Genomic DNA, 18,507 nt, shown 5'->3' with positions numbered 1-18,507 from the left:
CAAAAATAGTGTATGATATCGAAAAAACAAAAAGAAAACGAGTTCTGGCAAGAGCTCATTTTCGGTTTTACCATCTTTTATACATTGTCAGTATGCCTTTCATTTCCATTATTCATGCAAAAGGGCATACGACCGCACTATAATAATTTATGCATTTTATAACATTACCATATCAATACTATCGAGTCAATTTTTTTCGACTCTTAAAATATAATAACCCTTCTTCTTAACGACTGTCTCAACATTGCCGAATAGCCCTGTTAAACAATCTATCGTTGAAGGTGCACCCTGTTTCTTTTGAATGACGATCCACAACTCACCGCCAACTTTAAGTTTCGAAAAAGCGCCTTCGTAAAATTTGAATACCGTCTCTTTTCCTGCACGGATAGGCGGATTCGTCAAAATTGCAGCAAACCCCTCTGCCGTGACATCGGATAATGCATCACTTGGATAAATCTCTGCATTTGAAATGCCGTTTTGTTTTGCATTATGCGCAGCTAGAGCGAGTGCACGTTCATTCACGTCGACCATGTGAACGCTCCGTTCCGGAAAAGATGCGGCAATCGATAAACCAATTGGACCATACCCACAACCAATATCGAGAATTAAACCTTCCGTTTCCGGCAAGACAAAAGCCTCAGCTAAAAGTTGCGAACCGAAATCCACTTCACCTTTACTAAACACGCCAGCATCCGTTTTAAATCGAAATGTTTTTCCGCGTAACTCTGCAGACCATTCTTTTGGATCACTCTTCACTTTCGGATTTTCCGAGTAGTAATGTTCAGACATACCAGTCTTCCCCCTCGTATAGAGACTTGAAACGCAAAAAAATAAGATAGCTTACGTACACTATCGGTTCGATGACCTGCTTGTCACAAGTTCAGATAAAAAAACGAAGAAAAGCTTGCCCAAATCCGACAAGCTTTTCTTCATTATTCAAAAATTACTTAACTTCGACGCTTGCGCCTACAGCTTCAAGCTTCGCTTTGATTTCTTCAGCTTCATCTTTAGTTACGCCTTCTTTGATTGCTTTTGGAGCTTCATCAACAACTGCTTTCGCTTCTTTCAAGCCAAGGCCTGTAATTTCGCGAACTGCTTTGATAACTTTGATTTTTTCTTGTCCAGCAGCAGTAAGAATTACTTCAAATTCAGTTTGCTCTTCTTCAGCAGCAGCACCAGCACCAGCCATTGCAACAGGTGCAGCAGCAGTTACGCCAAACTCTTCTTCGATTGCTTTTACAAGGTCGTTTAGTTCAAGTACTGTCATTTCTTTGATCGCTTCAAGGATGTTTTCTTTAGTCATTATAATTTCCTCCTAATATTCTTTTTTTGTCGGGCTTAACCCGCAAGTGGTATTTCAGGCTGCTTTATTAAGCGCCTTGTTCTTCTTTTTGCTCTGCAACTGCTTTTGTTGCAAGCGCAAAGTTGCGCATTGGAGCTTGAAGTACGCTGAGAAGCATAGATAGTAGACCTTCGCGTGACGGAAGTTCCGCCAATGCTTTAATGTCTGCTTCTGATGCAAGTAGACCTTCGATTACGCCAGCTTTAATTTCAAGCTTATCGTTTTTCTTTGCAAAATCGTTAAGGATTTTTGCAGGAGCAACAACGTCTTCGTTTGAAAATGCAATCGCATTAGGGCCTGTTAGATGTTCGTTCAACCCTTCAAGTCCTGCAGCTTCAGCAGCACGGCGTGACATCGAGTTTTTATAAACTTTGAAGTCGATACCTGCTTCACGAAGTTGTTTACGAAGTTCCGTAACTTGACCTACAGTCAGACCACGGTAGTCGACAACAACAACAGATGCTGCTGATTTCAACTTATCAGTAATTTCACCAACTACTGCTTGTTTAGCTTCTAATACTGTGCTCATTTGGACACCTCCTAAAAAGTTTGGGTCACTTATACCGGTATGAAAAGCCCTCAATCTACCTAAGTAGACTGAGGGCTGAAAAGTCGTCATCTTTTAAAAGAAAAAGAGCGTCTTGTCCTCGGCAGGAATATTTAAGCGGCATGCGCTCCTGCTGTCTACGGTACAAATGGTTATATTCACAACAAAAATCATCTTATCAAAAGATTATCTGTTTGTCAATATTATTTATTTACTGCTACGCTTGAAGGATCAACTTTTACAGAAGGACCCATTGTCGTCGTAATGTTAACCGACTTCATGTATGTTCCTTTTGCAGTAGCTGGTTTCGCTTTAAGAACAGTTTCAAAAACAGTTGCGAAGTTTTCCGCAAGTTTAGCATCGTCGAATGAAACTTTTCCGATTGGAGCGTGGATGATTCCAGCTTTGTCCGCACGGTATTCAACTTTACCTGCTTTGATTTCTGCTACAGCTTTCGCTACGTCAAATGTTACTGTACCTGTTTTCGGGTTAGGCATAAGTCCTTTTGGTCCAAGAACACGACCAATTTTCCCTACTTCACCCATCATGTCAGGAGTTGCAACGATAACGTCAAAGTCAAACCAACCTGATTGAATTTTAGCGATATATTCAGCATCGCCTGCATAGTCTGCACCAGCAGCTTCAGCTTCTTTAAGTTTTTCGCCTTTAGCAAAAACGAGAACGCGTTGAGTTTTACCAGTACCGTTTGGAAGTACTACTGCCCCACGGATTTGTTGGTCATTTTTACGAGTGTCGATTCCAAGACGGAATGCAACTTCGACAGTTGCGTCGAAATTAACTGTGCTTGTTTTTTTCGCAAGTTCGATCGCTTCAGTAGCGCCGTATGCTTTCATGTGTTCAACTAGCTTTGCAGCTTCTGTGAACTTTTTACCTTTTTTAGCCATTTAATATTTCCTCCTCGATTGTGGTTTTAACGGGTTAAACCTCCCACGAATAAGGGTTGCGCGCTCCGGAGAACAAGCGCAACCCCCACTACAAACAACTATTGATTTATAAAATCAAGATCAGTCTTCGATCGTGATTCCCATACTGCGAGCAGTACCTTCAACCATTGCCATCGCTGCTTCAACTGACGCCGCGTTTAAATCTTCCATCTTTTGTTCTGCTATTTCGCGAACTTTATCACGTTTCACAGTAGCAACTTTCTTTTTATTCGGTTCACCTGAACCTTTTGTAAGATTAGCTGCAACCTTCAGCAAAACTGCTGCCGGTGGAGTTTTTGTAATAAAAGTAAATGAACGGTCTTCGAATACAGAGATTTCAACAGGGATAATAAGACCTGCTTGATCTGCAGTACGCGCATTGAATTCTTTACAGAATCCCATGATGTTCACACCTGCTTGTCCTAACGCCGGTCCAACTGGCGGAGCCGGATTCGCTTTCCCTGCAGGAATTTGCAATTTAACAACCTTAATGACTTTTTTAGCCACGAGACACACCTCCTTAAGTCCGTGATGTGGTAATAGGGTTGCCCCTCCCACTCATATGTGCCTGCCGACTTACGTCGGTAGAATTTGATAGTTCGTCCAGACCATTTGTTTACAGTCTGACCTTTGAAATGATACCACTATTTCACGATATATGCAAGTGGTAAACGTTTATATTTTTTGTACTTGTTCGAAGTCGAGTTCCATATTTGTCTCTCGGCCGAACATATCGACAGATACTTTCACTTTACCTTTATCTTCATCAATTTCTTCCACTTTACCTTGGAAGTTCGCAAATGGTCCTTCAAGTACTTCAACCATTTCGCCAAGCGCGAAGTCAATTTCAACTTTACGCTCTTTAACACCCATTTGTTTGAGGATGAATTCGACTTCTTCAGGAAGTAGCGGTGTCGGTTTTGCGCCGCCGCCTGACGAACCGATGAAACCCGTCACGCCCGGTGTGTTACGTACAACATACCAGGAATCGTCCGTCATAATAATTTCCACAAGAACATAACCTGGGAACGTCTTTTTCAGGACCGTGCGTTTTTTACCATCTTTGAAATCCGTTTCTTCTTCTTCCGGGATGACAACTCGGAATATCTTGTCAGACATACCCATCGTTTCAACACGTTTTTCCAGATTGGCTTTCACCTTATTCTCATAACCGGAGTACGTATGAACGACGTACCAATTTTTTTCCATATCCATAGTGACGAGGACTAAACGTCCGTCCCTCCTTTTTCCCTACAATTAAATAAAAACGCAAGCGCCTGGATTAAAGAGACGCTGGAGTTTAGGCAATTGAAAAATCCCGTTCATACTGTCAGACGGGATATTTTTCAAGGGGAATATTTATAGTGCTTTTATTATAACGCAATGTACCATTCCAACACTCGTGAAATGCCAAGGTCAACAAGTCCGAAGTAGACTGCCATGAAAACGACTGTCGAAAGAACAACAATTGTGTAACGCGTTAATTCTTTACGTCTCGGCCAGCTGACTTTTCTCATTTCCGAGCCAACGTCTTTGAAAAAACCAGTTAACTTGCTCATTATACCGTAAACCTCCGAATATAAGTATGATCCTGCTTCCTAACTAACCGCTTCATGCCGTTTGCCTATGCAATGTATGTGCATTGCAATGCCTGCAAAACTTTTTAATCGACAAACGTTCTGTTGGCTTATCTTTCCGTGCCGGCACGGAATAGTTTCGTGATCCGCATGTATCGCAACTTAAAATAATTTTTTTAGACATTCCCTCACCCCTTACGACTCAATGTTCTAAATTCGAAAAGAGTCGAGGTAACGCATGTTAAAATGCGCTAGGAGCAGAGATAAAAGCTGATAAATAGTGCTGCAACCTTATGTCCCCTGACTTCTTGAACATCTTCTCATAGTCTTGCTAAAGGGTACCATCTACCATTCATGATGTCAATACAAGGGAAATGGACGTCTACCGCACTGTATCAACTTGCATATACCGCTCGAGTTTACGTTTTATCCTCTGAAGCGCATTGTCTACAGACTTAACTTGCCTGTTTAGCTCCTCGGAAATTTCCTGATAAGACTGGCCGTCTAAGTACAGTGCCAGTACTTGCTTCTCAAGACCACTTAGTACTTTGTTCATTTCATCTTCCATTTGAACAAAATCTTCCCTGTGAATCATGAGGCCTTCCGGATCATCCAATACTGGCCCGGCTATTACGTCGAGCAATGTGCGATCGGACTCTTCGTCAAATACCGGCTTGTCCAATGACACCGACGTATTAAGCGGGATATGCTTCTGCCTTGTCGCAGTTTTAATAGCCGTGATAATCTGCCGCGTGATGCAAAGTTCCGCAAACGCCTTGAATGAACTCAATCGATCCTCTTTAAAATCACGAATTGCTTTGTACAGGCCGATCATACCTTCTTGAATGATATCTTCCCGGTCTCCGCCGATAAGAAAGTATGAGCGCGCTTTCAATCTAACAAAAGATTGGTACTTCCTAATAAGGAAATTAAGCGCATCCGTGTTACCTTCGTGGATGATTGCTATGATTTCCCCGTCGGATAATCCGGTGAAATCCGATATGCTGCCTTCAACGTATGTTTTCTCCACCACCTGGATCACCCCGGTTCGTTATCACTATTATATAACAAGTATACCGTATGGGAAATTTTTACGTCAACCGTTCATTTCATTCCTCGTCGCCATTTTTCAAATATTTCAGCAACTTCGTCAGTTAAAGGAATCTTCGAAAGCGGCCGCTGCCCTTGGATTGCCTTCACTTTTGCCGTAATGAGATCATCGATTTTATTTACTTCAAGTTCTAGCTCACGAGCTGACTTTCGGAGTGCACCATGCGCAAAAATGACCCATTGTTCTGTCAAATCTGATGTAGCTACATGAATTTGTACCCGTCTCCCCTTCAATTCAGAGACGAGCTTTTCAATTCTTTCATCAGCTGTTTCTTTTTCCCGAGTAAAGACAATCTCAACATTGTGATGCCGTTTCTTTTTTTCAATACCTGGCACAAGATGCGCATCAAAAATAATAATGACCCGCCACCCTGTATGCGCCTTGTACTCTGCCATTCTTTCGATCAAACGGTCACGTGCATCTGCGAGCTTTTTCCGCTTCATCCCGCCCAGTTCCTCCCATGCTCCGATGATATTGTAACCATCGACTAGGAGTATATCTGTTGTCATCTGCCAGAAGTATGCGGTTGACGCTTGCGCAGTACCTCGTACATAAGAAGGGAGGCTGCTACAGACGCATTCAATGATGTAACATGCCCAACCATCGGTAAATGATAGAGGAAATCGCATTTCTCTTTCAAAATACGCGACATTCCTTTCCCTTCACTTCCAATAATGATAGCAAGCGGAAGAGTCGCATCCATTAGTCTGTAATCCACCGATTTAGCAGCATCTGTCCCCGCAATCCAAACACCACGTTTTTTCAGGTCCTCCACCGTTTGCGAAAGATTGTTCACACGCACGACAGGGATATGTTCGATTGCACCAGTGGATGACTTTGCAACAACACCCGTCAACCCGACAGCACGGCGTTTTGGTATAATGACTCCGTGAACACCCGACGCGTCAGCTGTCCGTAATATGGAGCCCAGATTATGAGGATCTTCAAGTTCATCAAGAATAAGGAACAATGGATCTTCTCCACGCTCGGTTGCAACAGTAAATAGATCTTCGAGTTCCGCATATTCGTAAGCCGCAACCGAAGCGACAATCCCTTGGTGATTTACATCAAGCAAACCATCCAACTTTTGTTTCGGGACCGCCTGCACGATAATTCCTGCTTTTTTTGCCAACGATAGGATTTCACCGATGCTTTTCATATTAAGTCCTTCAGCAACCCATATCTTATTTAATTCCCTACCCGAGCGCAGTGCTTCTACAATTGGATTTTTCCCGCCGATTAATTCAGATTCAATTTCATTTTCGTTTTCATGTTCATTCATTTTGACTCTTCCTCCTTCGGCATTTCAATAAATCGAATTGCCTCACTGATTATTTCTTGCACGCGTTCTGTTCTTCCTAATAAGTGTGAATAACCGATGACCGCTTCAAAGCCTGAACTGTAATTGTACGTTACGACATCCGTATTTTTAGGTACTGAACCAGATTTCGCATTGCGACCACGTCTCATGACCGCCTCTTCTTCTTCCGTCAGAAAGCCTGATGCCTGCATCATCTTGAGTGTAGCTGCCTGTGATTTCGCGGAGACATAATGCGTTGCTTCTCTGTGCAGCACATTCGGTTTTACACGCCCCGAACGCAAAAGGTGCTCCCGTATCGCCTGTTCGTACACCGCGTCGCCCATGTAGGCAAGAGCCAGTGCTTTTATTTGTTTCACATCTATATCACGTAAGTTATATACGTTGCTCATCCTCTTTTCCAGCGCATGCCTTGTGCTGTATCTTCTAGAATGATACCTTGCGCTTTCAATTCATCACGAATTTCATCCGAACGCTTGAAGTCTTTGTTACGGCGAGCTTCGAGTCGTTCTTCGATTAACGCTTCGACATCTTCATCCAACAGTCCTCTTTCTTCGTCCATCGGCAATCCAAGAACCGTCAGTAGTCCGTCAAATGTGCGGATGAAATGCTCTAGCACATCGGATTGTGTGTTTTTTTCTACTAAATAGACGTTTGCCAGTTTCGCTAATTCGAATACCGATGCGATAGCGTTTGCTGTGTTAAAGTCATCATCCATTGCCACTTCAAAGTCGTTCTTGATTTCATCCACTTTATGAATCCAGATATCTTTCTGATCGCCGAGATCCGCAGACGTCGCAAGTCGGTGCTTCAAATTATTGTACGCTGTACGGATACGCGCAAGTCCATTCTCTGCACTGACAACAAGATCTTGCGAGAAATTGACTGGGTGTCTGTAATGAACTGACAATATAAAGAAGCGAAGTACTTTCGGATCAATCTGCTTCCTAATATCATTCACAAGAACAAAATTGCCAAGTGATTTAGACATTTTTTCGTTGTCGATATTAATGTAACCATTGTGCATCCAATAGCGCGCAAATTGTTTGCCTGTCATCGCTTCGGATTGTGCAATTTCGTTTTCATGATGTGGAAACGTTAAATCTTGGCCACCTGCGTGAATATCTATTGTATCGCCAAGGTGTTCTCTTGCCATAACAGAACATTCGATATGCCAGCCCGGACGTCCCAATCCCCATGGACTTTCCCATGAAATTTCGCCAGCCTTAGCAGCTTTCCATAAGGCAAAGTCCAGTGGATTTTCTTTCTTGATGCCCTCTTCGATACGTGCACCGACCTTCAACTCATCCGTCGATTGGTGGGACAACTTTCCGTAGCCTTCAAATTTCTGCGTACGATAGTAGACATCCCCTTGCGATTCATAAGCGAAACCTTTATCGATTAGTACTTTCACGAATTTGACGATGTCTTCGATATGATCCGTCACACGCGGATGTACGTCAGCCTTACCGCAACCGAGCGCTGAAACATCTTCAAAGTAAGCAGCGATGAAGCGGTCTGTTAGCTCGCCGACCTCTTCCCCTAGTTCATTAGCCGCTTTAATAATCTTGTCGTCAACGTCCGTGAAATTCGAAACGTACGTTACATCATACCCTCGATATTCAAGGTAGCGTCTCACTGTATCAAAAGCGATAACCGGACGCGCATTTCCGATATGAATGTAGTTGTAAACAGTGGGACCGCAAACGTACATTTTTACTTTGCCCTCTTCCAATGGAATGAAAGGCTCTTTTTTGCGTGTCAGCGTATTGTAAATTTGAATTGTCATGATAAATCTCCTTCCTTTACTTTGGAAACATTTAAATGTTCGAGCCTATTTTTCAATTCACTAATTTCATCTTCAAGTGTCTGGCATCTATCTGCCACAGGATCCGGCATGTCACGGTGATCATGTTTACTCTTCACTCTAACACCGTTCGAAATGACGACTTTCCCCGGAATACCTACAACCGTCGATTCCGGCGGGACGTCTTTCAGGACAACTGAACCCGCTCCTACTTTACTACCTTCACCGATTGTTATGGAACCGAGCACTTTAGCACCCGATGCAACAAGTACATTATCATGAAGTGTCGGATGCCGCTTGCCGCTTTCTTTACCTGTACCACCAAGAGTCACGCCTTGGTAAATAGTGACGTCGTTGCCGATTTCACATGTTTCCCCAATTACAACACCCATTCCATGATCTATGAAAAACCTACGCCCTATTTTTGCACCAGGATGAATTTCAATACCTGTGAAAAATCGGCTAATTTGCGAAACGAGCCGTGCCAAAAACAACAACTTCCGCTTATATAAAGCATGTGCAATACGATGAGACCATAATGCGTGTAAACCTGAGTAAGTTAGAACAACTTCAAAAACAGTACGTGCTGCCGGGTCCTGTTCAAATATACATCGAACGTCTTCTTTCATTCTCTGAAACAACTCGTTCCCCCCTATAATTTCTGTGTCTAACTCCAGCGACCAAATGCTCGGGTCATAAGCCAGCCCTACTACGCGGGATAGTGCTCCGCTTCGCAGGTCCGTCTTATGCCTGTCACGGGCCTACAGGATGTAGGTCATGCAATGGAGAGGGATTGAACTACATCCCTCTTTGTTGCCAAGGCCAGCATGAAGCTGGTCATGCAGTCGTTGCGACAGGACGTCGCGATTTTAGACTGCCTTCCTCTTAAGTGGCGCACTTAAGCTGCGTTCATTTGTAAAGGCCGCTTCCGCTTTTCTTGTCTAGCTACATCGGCCAGATGCTCGGGTCATAAGCCAGCCCTACTACGCGGGATAGTGCTCCGCTTCGCAGGTCCGTCTTATACCTGTCGCATCTACACGGCCGATTTCGCTTTTCTCATAAAAAAAATACGTCCCCGTCAAATAAATGACAGAGACGCATTGAATGCGCGGTTCCACTCCGCTTGGAAGGTGTTGGCCTTCCCGCTTGACGCCTATAACGCTGGCGATGCGTCCGGCCTACTTATACTTTCGGCACAGCACTCAAAGGGGCATTTCCACATTACAGAGGCACAGATCATTTACAGCCGATGATGATCCTCTCTGAAGAGCTTGCAATGTGTACTTATCCTTTTCTACGGTTTAGTTATTAACTTTCATTTTACATTTCAAACGATGAAAGTCAACGTTATTGTTTTGCGTATTTAGCGACTCGTTCAATTGTTTTTTCTTTCCCAATCAATGCAATAGATGCCTGTAATTCAGGTCCATGCATTTGACCAGTTGTTACAACACGAATCGGCATAAATAAGTTTTTCCCTTTATGGCCCGTTTCCTTTTGGACTGCTTTAATCGCGTCTTTAATAGATGCAGCATCGAATGTTTCTAATGCTTCTAGCTTTTCTTTGAATGCAGCCATTACCTCAGGCACTTGCTCCCCAGCGAGTACAGCTTGGGATTCTTCATCATATTCAATCTCGTGATCGAAAAACTGGGCAGATAATTCAACAATTTCCGCACCAAAGCTTAACTGATCCTGATAAAGAGCGATTAAATCATGTGCCCATGCAGCTTCTGACTCAGTCATTTCTTTATTAATGAGACCGGCATCTTGCAGATGTGGCAATGCAAAATCAATTACTTCTTCAAGATTCATCTTTTTCACGTATTGATTGTTCGTCCATGTCAGTTTTTGTTTATCGAACATGGAAGGGGATTTAGATAGACGGCTTACGTCGAACATCTTGATAAGTTCTTCGTGCGTGAAAATCTCCTCTTCTCCACCCGGCGACCAGCCAAGCAGCGCAAAGAAGTTGAACATTGCTTCAGGTAGATACCCAAGATCTTTATATTGAGAGATGAATTGAATGATCGATTCATCACGTTTTGAAAGTTTTTTACGGTCTTCGTTGACGATGAGTGTCATGTGGCCGTATTGCGGAGACTGCCAGCCAAAGACGTCAAAAATCATCAATTGTTTTGGTGTATTCGTCAAATGTTCTTCACCGCGGAATACATGGCTGATTTCCATCAAATGATCATCGATAACAACCGCAAAGTTATAAGTCGGGATGCCATTCGCTTTTACAAGAACCCAGTCGCCGACGTCTTTAGATTCGAATGATACGGTTCCACGAACTAAGTCTTCCACTTTATACGTTACGTTTTCTGGTACACGCATGCGAATAGTATGTGTAAGTCCAGCAGCTTCTTTTGCTGCCGCTTCTTCTGCACTTAAATTCCGGCATTTACCACCGTACATTGGTGCCGCAATTCCAGCAGCCTTCTGCGTTTCGCGCTCTGCTTCTAGTTCGTCTGATGTACAGAAACATTTATAAGCATGACCGCTTTCCAACATCTCTTGACCATATTTTGTATAAAGGTCAAGACGTTCCATTTGGCGATAGGGACCGTATGGACCACCAATGTCGACCGATTCATCGTAATCGATGCCAAGCCATTTTAAGTTTTCAAGTTGAGAAAGTTCTCCCGCTTCGATATTACGCTCAGTATCTGTATCCTCGATTCGAACAATGAATTTCCCACCGTGGTTACGTGCAAAAAGATAATTAAAAAGTGCTGTCCGTGCCCCCCCAATATGTAAATGGCCGGTTGGACTTGGCGCGTAACGTACGCGTACTTCTGAAGTCATATGAATTCTCTCCAATCTGATTTTACTACTGTTTGCTATTTTACCACTTGCCAGGGCTGTTTAAAAGGTGTTACGCCTTAATGAGCAGAATCGTCGCCATAGAAGCAATTCCTTCTTCTCTTCCAGTGAAGCCTAATTGTTCCGTTGTCGTCGCTTTAACATTCACTTGTGAAATATCCGCTTTCAATAGCTCAGCAATACGTTTACGAATTACTTCAATATAAGGTGACATCTTCGGCTTTTGCGCGATAATCGTGCAATCGATATTGCCAAGTTTATAGCCTTTCCCTTCTACAAGAGCCCAAATCTTTTCTAATAGCACCGCAGAATCAGCATCTTTAAATTCAGCACTTGTATCTGGGAAATGACGGCCGATATCCCCTTCAGCGATTGCTCCAAGTGCTGCATCAGTAATAGTATGTAAAAGCACATCCGCATCAGAATGCCCTGTCAGCCCCCTGTCATGCGGTATCGTTATACCACCAATGATAAGTGGGCGACCCTCTTCAAATTTATGCACATCAAAACCTTGTCCTATCCGAATCATCAAAAAACCTCCTATTTTTCTTCTAACGAAAAGCGTAAGCGCCTATAATAAATGAACGCAGCCTAAATGCGCCACTTCCTGTGGCAACAGCTGCATGACCTACATCCTGTAGGCCACCGACAGGCATAAGACGGTTTGCGAGGAGGCGTACTTCAGCCACACAGCAAAACGGCTTATGACCCAAGGGGCTGGCGCCTGGATCTAGACACTAGTTCAGGTTAAAAACTTATACTTTCTTTCTTCTCAATAAAACCTCTCCGAACAGGAGATCTTCCTGAGTGGTCATCTTCACATTGTCATACGTACCTTCAACAATTCGTACGGATTCTCCAAAACGTTCGACCAACATCGATTCATCCGTACCGAGAAAGCCTTGTGCCTGTGCTTCGTCAGATGCTTTTTTCAGCAATGCATAACGAAATGCTTGGGGCGTCTGAATGATCCATAACCTGCCACGATCCACCGTCTCCTCGACAATGCCATCCTCAGCATATTTCATCGTATCTTTTGCCCGCACACCTACGATTGCTGCACCGTGCTCGTCAGCCACTTTTACAAGCTCAGTAATGACTGTTCGACGAATGAACGGCCTTGCAGCATCATGGACAAGGACAATGCCGCCCTTGCCATGCGCTTTCATACATGCAGCCACGCTATCTTGTCGCTCCCCGCCACCGTCGACCATTGCTACCACTTTTGTAATCGCAAACTGTTCAAGCATTGACTCGATTTGCATACGTTCGTCCGGTTTTACCGCAAGGATGACCCCGTCACACGCTGGATCCTCCTCGAATACTTCAAGTGTATGGATAAGAATCGGTTTGTCATCTAATTTCAAAAAAAGTTTATTGTAGCCGGCGCCCATTCGCTGACCGCTCCCAGCTGCTGGCATCATAACTGTATAGTTCAAGACTTCTCTTCCTTTTCTTTTCATGATTAAAAACTACTTAATTCACCTTTGAAATCTTACCGTTTTTAAGTTTCGCAAATATCATTCGTCCTGCCGATGTCTGCAATACACTTGTTACGACAACGTCGATTGCATTGCCAACGTGGAATTTCCCATCTTCAACAACAATCATTGTGCCATCATCCAAATAAGCGACGCCTTGGTTATGTTCTTTACCATCTTTAACAATAACAACATGCATATCCTCACCAGGAATAACAACCGGCTTCACCGCATTTGCAAGGTCATTGATGTTTAGCACGGAGACACCGTGTAAATCCGCTACTTTATTCAAATTAAAATCATTTGTCACAACGAGTCCACCCATCTTTTTCGCTAGATGGACGAGCTTCATATCGACTTCAGGAACGCCAGCAAAATCTTCATCTGTGATTAAGATATTCGGACCATCATCAGTTTGCATACGCTTCAGAACGTCCAGCCCGCGTCTGCCTTTCGTCCGTTTCAACGTGTCTGAGGAATCCGCAATATGTTGTAATTCAGTCAACACAAACTGCGGTACAACAAGCACTCCTTCAAGAAAACCGGTTGCCGAAATATCAGCAATCCGACCATCTATAATAACACTTGTGTCCAATATCTTGTAAAGCTTACCTTTAGTCTGAGTAGATGTATCCTCCACTTCTTTCTTTTTGAGTCCACCGCTTTTTGTAGATTGCACCGTGTGAATTATTTCCTCCCGTTTCTTAAACCCGACTTGAAAACCTAAATAGCCAAGAATAATCGACAACAGGATTGGAAGGACAGACGTTATAATCGGTATCTGGATACTGCTCACTCCAAAACTGACTAGGAACGCGACACTCAAACCGACAACAAGACCGATTGTACCGAATATCAGATCAAAAACCGGTGCTTTCAATAACCTTTCTTCCATCCATTTAATGAAATTAACAATTGGTTCTGTTAGGAAAAGGCTGATTAAAAAGAGCAATATTGCTCCTAGGATTGCAGACACGTATGGATTATTAATCCATGGGCTCGTAGTAAAAGAAAATAATTTAAATAAATGCGGTAAAAATAATACACCCAGTGTTCCACCGATAAGCAAAAATGAAACTTGAACTACCTTTTTCAACATATGAACCACCTCCTTTATTTTTTAATTATACATGTTTCCGCTTCAAACCGCCTTTATAAGGTCAGGTAAGTGTGATATTTCCTTCTATTCTGTTAGGACTCCCTCCAACATGTGAAAGTTTCTCATTTACTGCATCTTTACAGTATAAAAGTGACAGGACTGCCACAATTGCAGCCCCGTCTTCTACTCAATCTTTAAAAGCAATTTTCAGTGCATCACTGACTGTTTCTACGCCTATTACGCGAATGCCTTTCGGATATTCCCAACCGCCAATATTTGAAGCGGGAATAATCGCACGCTCGAACCCGAGTTTTGCGGCTTCGGTCACACGTTGTTCAATTCTCGATACTCGTCGTACTTCACCTGTCAGCCCGACTTCACCGATAAAGCAGTCAGACAAACCAGCCGCCAAATCACGATAACTGGAAACGATACTCATTAGCACAGCCAAGTCGATTGCCGGCTCATCCAACTTCACGCCGCCCGCCACTTTAATATAGGCATCCTGAGCCTGCAACAGCATCCCCATACGTTTCTCAAGTACAGCCATTAACAATGACACTCGGTTTTGATCGAGCCCAGTAGCCATACGTTTTGGATAGTTAAAACTAGATGGTGTGACAAGTGCTTGAATTTCAACAAGAATCGGCCGGGTTCCTTCCATAGATGCAACAACCGTTGAACCCGCTCCCCCCTGGGATCTTTCTCGCAGGAATAACTCGGACGGATTCAGTACTTCTTTCAAACCGGACTGCAACATTTCAAATATCGCAATTTCATTCGTAGAGCCAAAACGGTTTTTCACACTGCGTAAAATTCGGTAAGTATGATGCCGCTCCCCTTCAAAATAAAGAACTGTATCCACCATATGCTCAAGTAACCGCGGTCCTGCAATCTGCCCGTCTTTCGTTACGTGGCCAACAAGGAAAATAGCAATATTTTGCGTTTTAGCAATGCGCATCAGCTGAGCTGTACATTCACGCACTTGAGATACACTTCCTGGTGCTGATGCTACTTCGGGATGATGTACGGTCTGGATGGAGTCGACAACGACAAACGTCGGTTTCACATCCGCTATCGTTTCGTGAATTAATCCCAAATCAGTTTCTGCATAAATATAAAGTTCATCTGATTTTACGCCAAGTCGTTCTGCACGTAGTTTTGTCTGTCGAATTGATTCCTCACCTGAAATGTAAAGAACACGTTGCCCTTTGTTCGCCAACAGTGAAGATACTTGAAGAAGGAGTGTCGACTTTCCTATACCCGGATCTCCACCGATTAAAATAAGTGAGCCGGGGACAATTCCGCCACCCAAAACGCGGTTGAACTCCTCCAAGTCTGTGCCAATTCTTGGTTCTTCTATCATCTCGATTGAGCTGATAGGCAGCGCCTTTTGACGGACGCCCTCTGTATGCTGAAATGCACCACGTGGCCCTTTTTGAACGGCTACTTCAACTTCCTCTTCCATCGTATTCCATTCTCCGCAACCTGGGCACCGCCCCATCCACTTCGCCGATTCATAACCACATGATTTACACATAAACTTCGATTTTCTTTTTGCCATGGAATCCTCCGAACACGAAAAGGACAGCCCATTCCTACCGAAAAGAACTGTCGGTGGGATGGACTATCCAGTTCACACTTTATTTTTCGAGTACTTCTTCTTTTTTCGCAACTTTCGGTTGTTCAGCGTCGATTCCTGTCTTGACGACAAACTCTCCATCAACCACATCGACAAGTACTTTACTACCTACCAGTACTGTTCCTTTTAGAAGTTCTTCAGACAAACGGTCTTCAATGTGTTTCTGGATAGCGCGGCGTAGTGGCCGAGCACCATATTCCGGATCATAACCAACATCAACGATTTTGGTTTTCGCTTCATCTGTCAACTCTAGTTCAATCTCTTGTTCGCCTAGACGTTTCGTCAATTCATTCGACATAAGCGAGACGATTTTACGCAAATGTTCTTTTTCAAGTGCATGGAAGACAATCATTTCATCCACACGGTTTAAGAACTCGGGACGGAACGCTTTCTTCAACTCTTCAAGCATCGCTGATTTCATGCCTTCGTAATCGCGCCCCGCATCTCCCAGATTAAATCCGACATAACGATTTTTCCGCAATTCTTGTGCTCCTACATTGGAAGTCATGATAAGAACTGTGTTTCGGAAATCTACTAAGCGTCCTTTTGAATCCGTCAATCTGCCATCTTCCAGTACTTGAAGGAGAATGTTAAAGACATCCGGATGAGCTTTCTCGATTTCATCTAACAAGACTACCGAATAAGGTTTGCGACGAACTTTTTCTGTTAACTGTCCGCCTTCTTCATAGCCGACATACCCTGGTGGTGAACCGACTAGACGCGATGTCGAATGTTTCTCCATGTACTCGGACATGTCAACACGAATCATTGCATCTTCATCGCCAAACATGACTTCCGCAAGCGCTCTTGCCAATTCCGTTTTCCCGATACCTGTTGGTCCAAGGAAAATGAACGAGCCAATCGGACGTTTCGGATCTTTCAAACCTGCACGTGCACGTCGTATTGCCCGGGAAATAGCAGTTACTGCCTCACTTTGGCCAATGACACGTTCGTGTAGCATTTCTTCCATGTTGAGCAGTTTTGCAGATTCCGTTTCAGCTATTTTAGATACCGGTATTCCAGTCCACATCGCTACAACTTCTGCGATATCTTCAACTGTCACTTCGGATTCTTTTTGACCCTGCTTTTCTTTCCAATCTGTTTTCGTTGTTTCAAGTTCTTCTTTCATCTTTTGTTCTTTGTCGCGGAACGATGCCGCTTTTTCGAATTCTTGGCTTTGGACAGCTGCATTCTTTTCAGAACGAATTGCTTCTAATTTCAATTCCAGCTCTTTCAAGTTAGGCGGTGTCGTGTATGAACGAAGGCGTACTTTTGAACCCGCTTCGTCGATTAAGTCAATCGCTTTATCCGGAAGGAATCTGTCAGAAATATAACGATCCGACATTTTAGCAGCCGCTTCGATTGATTCATCTGTAATTTTCACACGGTGATGCGCTTCGTAACGGTCACGCAAGCCATGGAGAATTTGGATTGTTTCATCGACAGTTGGCTCGTCGACTTGGATCGGTTGGAAGCGTCGTTCAAGCGCAGCGTCTTTTTCAATATATTTACGGTATTCGTCAAGCGTCGTTGCACCGATACATTGCAATTCACCGCGTGCCAGCGAAGGCTTCAGGATATTAGATGCGTCGATTGCACCTTCAGCTCCTCCTGCCCCAATCAGCGTATGCAGTTCGTCGATGAATAGGATGATATTGCCCGCTTGGCGAATCTCTTCCATTACTTTTTTCATGCGATCTTCGAATTCACCACGGTATTTCGTACCCGCGACGACTGTTCCCATATCGAGTGTCATAACACGTTTGTCACGGAGAATTTCCGGCACTTCGTTATTAATGACTTGCTGTGCGAGCCCTTCAGCAATTGCAGTCTTACCAACACCTGGTTCTCCAATAAGTACTGGGTTGTTTTTCGTTCGGCGTGCTAATACTTCAATAACACGTGTAATTTCCTTGCTACGTCCGATAACCGGATCGAGCAAGCCTTCACGTGCCACTTCCGTTAAATCACGTGCCAAGCTATCCAATGTCGGCGTTGCAGCAGAATTCGAAACGCCTTGACCTGTAGCCGAGCTATCATTACTTCCCAGCAACTGAAGTACTTGTTGACGCGCTTTATTCAGACTAACGCCAGCGTTATTCAAGACACGCGCTGCAACCCCTTCACCTTCACGGATAAGTGCTAGCAAGATGTGCTCTGTTCCGATATAAGAATGACCCAGCTTACGTGACTCATCCACGGATAATTCAATAACTTTTTTTGCTCTAGGTGTGTAATGAACGATTGGACCGACATCCTTTGTTCCAGCACCTACAAGTTTTTCTACACCTTGTACGATTGTTTCAAAGTTGACACCTATCGCTTCAAGCGCTTTTGCAGCAATACCTCCGCCTTCACGAATAAGTCCAAGTAAAATATGTTCTGTTCCAATGGACTCGTGTTTCATGCGGATTGCCTCTTCTTGGGCAAGTTGCAATACTTTCTGTGCACGCTGTGTAAATCGATTAAACATCATATTCAGTCCTCTCCTTCTATACTATATATATATACAATCAATTCCCCAAAAAACCATACATTACTCAAATGAATTCCTTTTCTAGAAAAGCGCAAGGCACCGTTCAGCCTCGACAGGTAGGAGGAATAATGCATTTCACAATCCCTCCCACGGCATATGGGCCTAGGGGCTGGCGTCTAGACACCAATCCATGCAGTATAGCTTATGTTTTCTTTCCTCTCTAGAAAGAGGTAAGAAAACAGCCACCCTTTTATACGTATTCAACCGAACACGCAGGAACTCCTTTATTGGGAAAATTGACTTTGACTATCTTTGACCTAACTATACCTAAACA

The 18,507-nt window shown here is 43.6% G+C and carries 20 protein-coding genes and 2 other annotated features; all 20 genes read right to left on the bottom strand.

What is annotated here, in order from left to right; translation table 11 throughout:
- Positions 1 to 186 precede the first annotated feature (186 nt).
- The gene (locus H7992_RS01230) at positions 187 to 789 is read right to left on the bottom strand and encodes a class I SAM-dependent methyltransferase (protein WP_067204719.1); all 603 of its coding nucleotides are present in this window, start codon (positions 787 to 789) and stop codon (positions 187 to 189) included.
- 154 nt (positions 790 to 943) lie between these two features.
- Positions 944 to 1,303: a 50S ribosomal protein L7/L12 gene (gene rplL, locus H7992_RS01225; RefSeq protein WP_067204716.1), complete on the bottom strand. Its 360-nt coding sequence runs from the start codon at positions 1,301 to 1,303 to the stop codon at positions 944 to 946.
- Positions 1,304 to 1,370: 67 nt separating this feature from the next.
- On the bottom strand, positions 1,371 to 1,871 hold the full coding sequence (gene rplJ, locus H7992_RS01220; RefSeq protein ID WP_067204715.1) for a 50S ribosomal protein L10: 501 nt from the start codon (positions 1,869 to 1,871) through the stop codon (positions 1,371 to 1,373).
- A gap of 31 nt (positions 1,872 to 1,902) precedes the next feature.
- Positions 1,903 to 2,050, bottom strand: a sequence feature (ribosomal protein L10 leader region).
- 42 nt (positions 2,051 to 2,092) lie between these two features.
- Positions 2,093 to 2,794 (bottom strand): 50S ribosomal protein L1, encoded by a 702-nt coding sequence (gene rplA / locus H7992_RS01215; protein ID WP_067204712.1) that lies wholly within the window; start codon positions 2,792 to 2,794, stop codon positions 2,093 to 2,095.
- Positions 2,795 to 2,914: 120 nt separating this feature from the next.
- On the bottom strand, positions 2,915 to 3,340 hold the full coding sequence (rplK, locus tag H7992_RS01210) for a 50S ribosomal protein L11 (protein WP_067204710.1): 426 nt from the start codon (positions 3,338 to 3,340) through the stop codon (positions 2,915 to 2,917).
- Positions 3,341 to 3,508: 168 nt separating this feature from the next.
- Positions 3,509 to 4,042, bottom strand: a complete 534-nt coding sequence (gene nusG, locus H7992_RS01205) for a transcription termination/antitermination protein NusG (protein WP_187046454.1) — start codon at positions 4,040 to 4,042, stop codon at positions 3,509 to 3,511.
- A gap of 164 nt (positions 4,043 to 4,206) precedes the next feature.
- Positions 4,207 to 4,392 carry a preprotein translocase subunit SecE gene (gene secE, locus H7992_RS01200; protein ID WP_067204707.1) on the bottom strand — a complete coding sequence of 62 codons (186 nt, stop codon included), beginning with the start codon at positions 4,390 to 4,392 and terminating at the stop codon, positions 4,207 to 4,209.
- A gap of 52 nt (positions 4,393 to 4,444) precedes the next feature.
- On the bottom strand, positions 4,445 to 4,594 hold the full coding sequence (rpmG, locus tag H7992_RS01195) for a 50S ribosomal protein L33 (RefSeq protein ID WP_082786457.1): 150 nt from the start codon (positions 4,592 to 4,594) through the stop codon (positions 4,445 to 4,447).
- A gap of 198 nt (positions 4,595 to 4,792) precedes the next feature.
- Positions 4,793 to 5,452, bottom strand: a complete 660-nt coding sequence (sigH, locus tag H7992_RS01190) for an RNA polymerase sporulation sigma factor SigH (protein WP_370569943.1) — start codon at positions 5,450 to 5,452, stop codon at positions 4,793 to 4,795.
- A gap of 62 nt (positions 5,453 to 5,514) precedes the next feature.
- Positions 5,515 to 6,030, bottom strand: a complete 516-nt coding sequence (locus tag H7992_RS01185) for an NYN domain-containing protein (protein WP_067204704.1) — start codon at positions 6,028 to 6,030, stop codon at positions 5,515 to 5,517.
- Positions 6,027 to 6,803, bottom strand: a complete 777-nt coding sequence (gene rlmB, locus H7992_RS01180; RefSeq protein ID WP_187046453.1) for a 23S rRNA (guanosine(2251)-2'-O)-methyltransferase RlmB — start codon at positions 6,801 to 6,803, stop codon at positions 6,027 to 6,029. Before rlmB ends, H7992_RS01185 begins: the two co-directional genes overlap by 4 nt.
- Positions 6,800 to 7,231, bottom strand: a complete 432-nt coding sequence (locus H7992_RS01175) for a Mini-ribonuclease 3 (RefSeq protein WP_067204700.1) — start codon at positions 7,229 to 7,231, stop codon at positions 6,800 to 6,802. The genes rlmB and H7992_RS01175 overlap by 4 nt, the downstream gene beginning before the upstream one ends.
- Positions 7,228 to 8,628: a cysteine--tRNA ligase gene (cysS, locus tag H7992_RS01170; protein ID WP_187046452.1), complete on the bottom strand. Its 1,401-nt coding sequence runs from the start codon at positions 8,626 to 8,628 to the stop codon at positions 7,228 to 7,230. Before cysS ends, H7992_RS01175 begins: the two co-directional genes overlap by 4 nt.
- Entirely contained in the window at positions 8,625 to 9,287 is a 663-nt protein-coding gene (gene cysE / locus H7992_RS01165) for a serine O-acetyltransferase (RefSeq protein WP_067204694.1), read from the bottom strand. Before cysE ends, cysS begins: the two co-directional genes overlap by 4 nt.
- A gap of 447 nt (positions 9,288 to 9,734) precedes the next feature.
- Positions 9,735 to 9,952: a binding site (T-box leader), on the bottom strand.
- Positions 9,953 to 9,993: 41 nt separating this feature from the next.
- On the bottom strand, positions 9,994 to 11,457 hold the full coding sequence (gltX, locus tag H7992_RS01160; RefSeq protein ID WP_187046451.1) for a glutamate--tRNA ligase: 1,464 nt from the start codon (positions 11,455 to 11,457) through the stop codon (positions 9,994 to 9,996).
- A gap of 70 nt (positions 11,458 to 11,527) precedes the next feature.
- A complete protein-coding gene (gene ispF, locus H7992_RS01155) occupies positions 11,528 to 12,004 on the bottom strand; it encodes a 2-C-methyl-D-erythritol 2,4-cyclodiphosphate synthase (protein ID WP_067204689.1) in 477 nt (158 codons plus the stop codon).
- A 226-nt stretch (positions 12,005 to 12,230) separates the two neighbouring features.
- Positions 12,231 to 12,914 carry a 2-C-methyl-D-erythritol 4-phosphate cytidylyltransferase gene (ispD, locus tag H7992_RS01150; RefSeq protein WP_187047752.1) on the bottom strand — a complete coding sequence of 228 codons (684 nt, stop codon included), beginning with the start codon at positions 12,912 to 12,914 and terminating at the stop codon, positions 12,231 to 12,233.
- Between the two features lie 37 nt (positions 12,915 to 12,951).
- Positions 12,952 to 14,055 carry a PIN/TRAM domain-containing protein gene (locus tag H7992_RS01145; RefSeq protein WP_067204683.1) on the bottom strand — a complete coding sequence of 368 codons (1,104 nt, stop codon included), beginning with the start codon at positions 14,053 to 14,055 and terminating at the stop codon, positions 12,952 to 12,954.
- A 187-nt stretch (positions 14,056 to 14,242) separates the two neighbouring features.
- On the bottom strand, positions 14,243 to 15,619 hold the full coding sequence (radA, locus tag H7992_RS01140; RefSeq protein ID WP_067204680.1) for a DNA repair protein RadA: 1,377 nt from the start codon (positions 15,617 to 15,619) through the stop codon (positions 14,243 to 14,245).
- A gap of 79 nt (positions 15,620 to 15,698) precedes the next feature.
- Positions 15,699 to 18,173: an ATP-dependent Clp protease ATP-binding subunit gene (locus H7992_RS01135; protein WP_067204678.1), complete on the bottom strand. Its 2,475-nt coding sequence runs from the start codon at positions 18,171 to 18,173 to the stop codon at positions 15,699 to 15,701.
- Positions 18,174 to 18,507: the final 334 nt, after the last annotated feature.

It is taken from the genome of Sporosarcina sp. resist (genome assembly GCF_014302295.1).
Lineage (GTDB): Bacteria > Bacillota > Bacilli > Bacillales_A > Planococcaceae > Sporosarcina > Sporosarcina psychrophila.
Note: the sequence above shows the minus strand (reverse complement) of the source record. Positions and strands in the feature narration are given on the sequence as shown.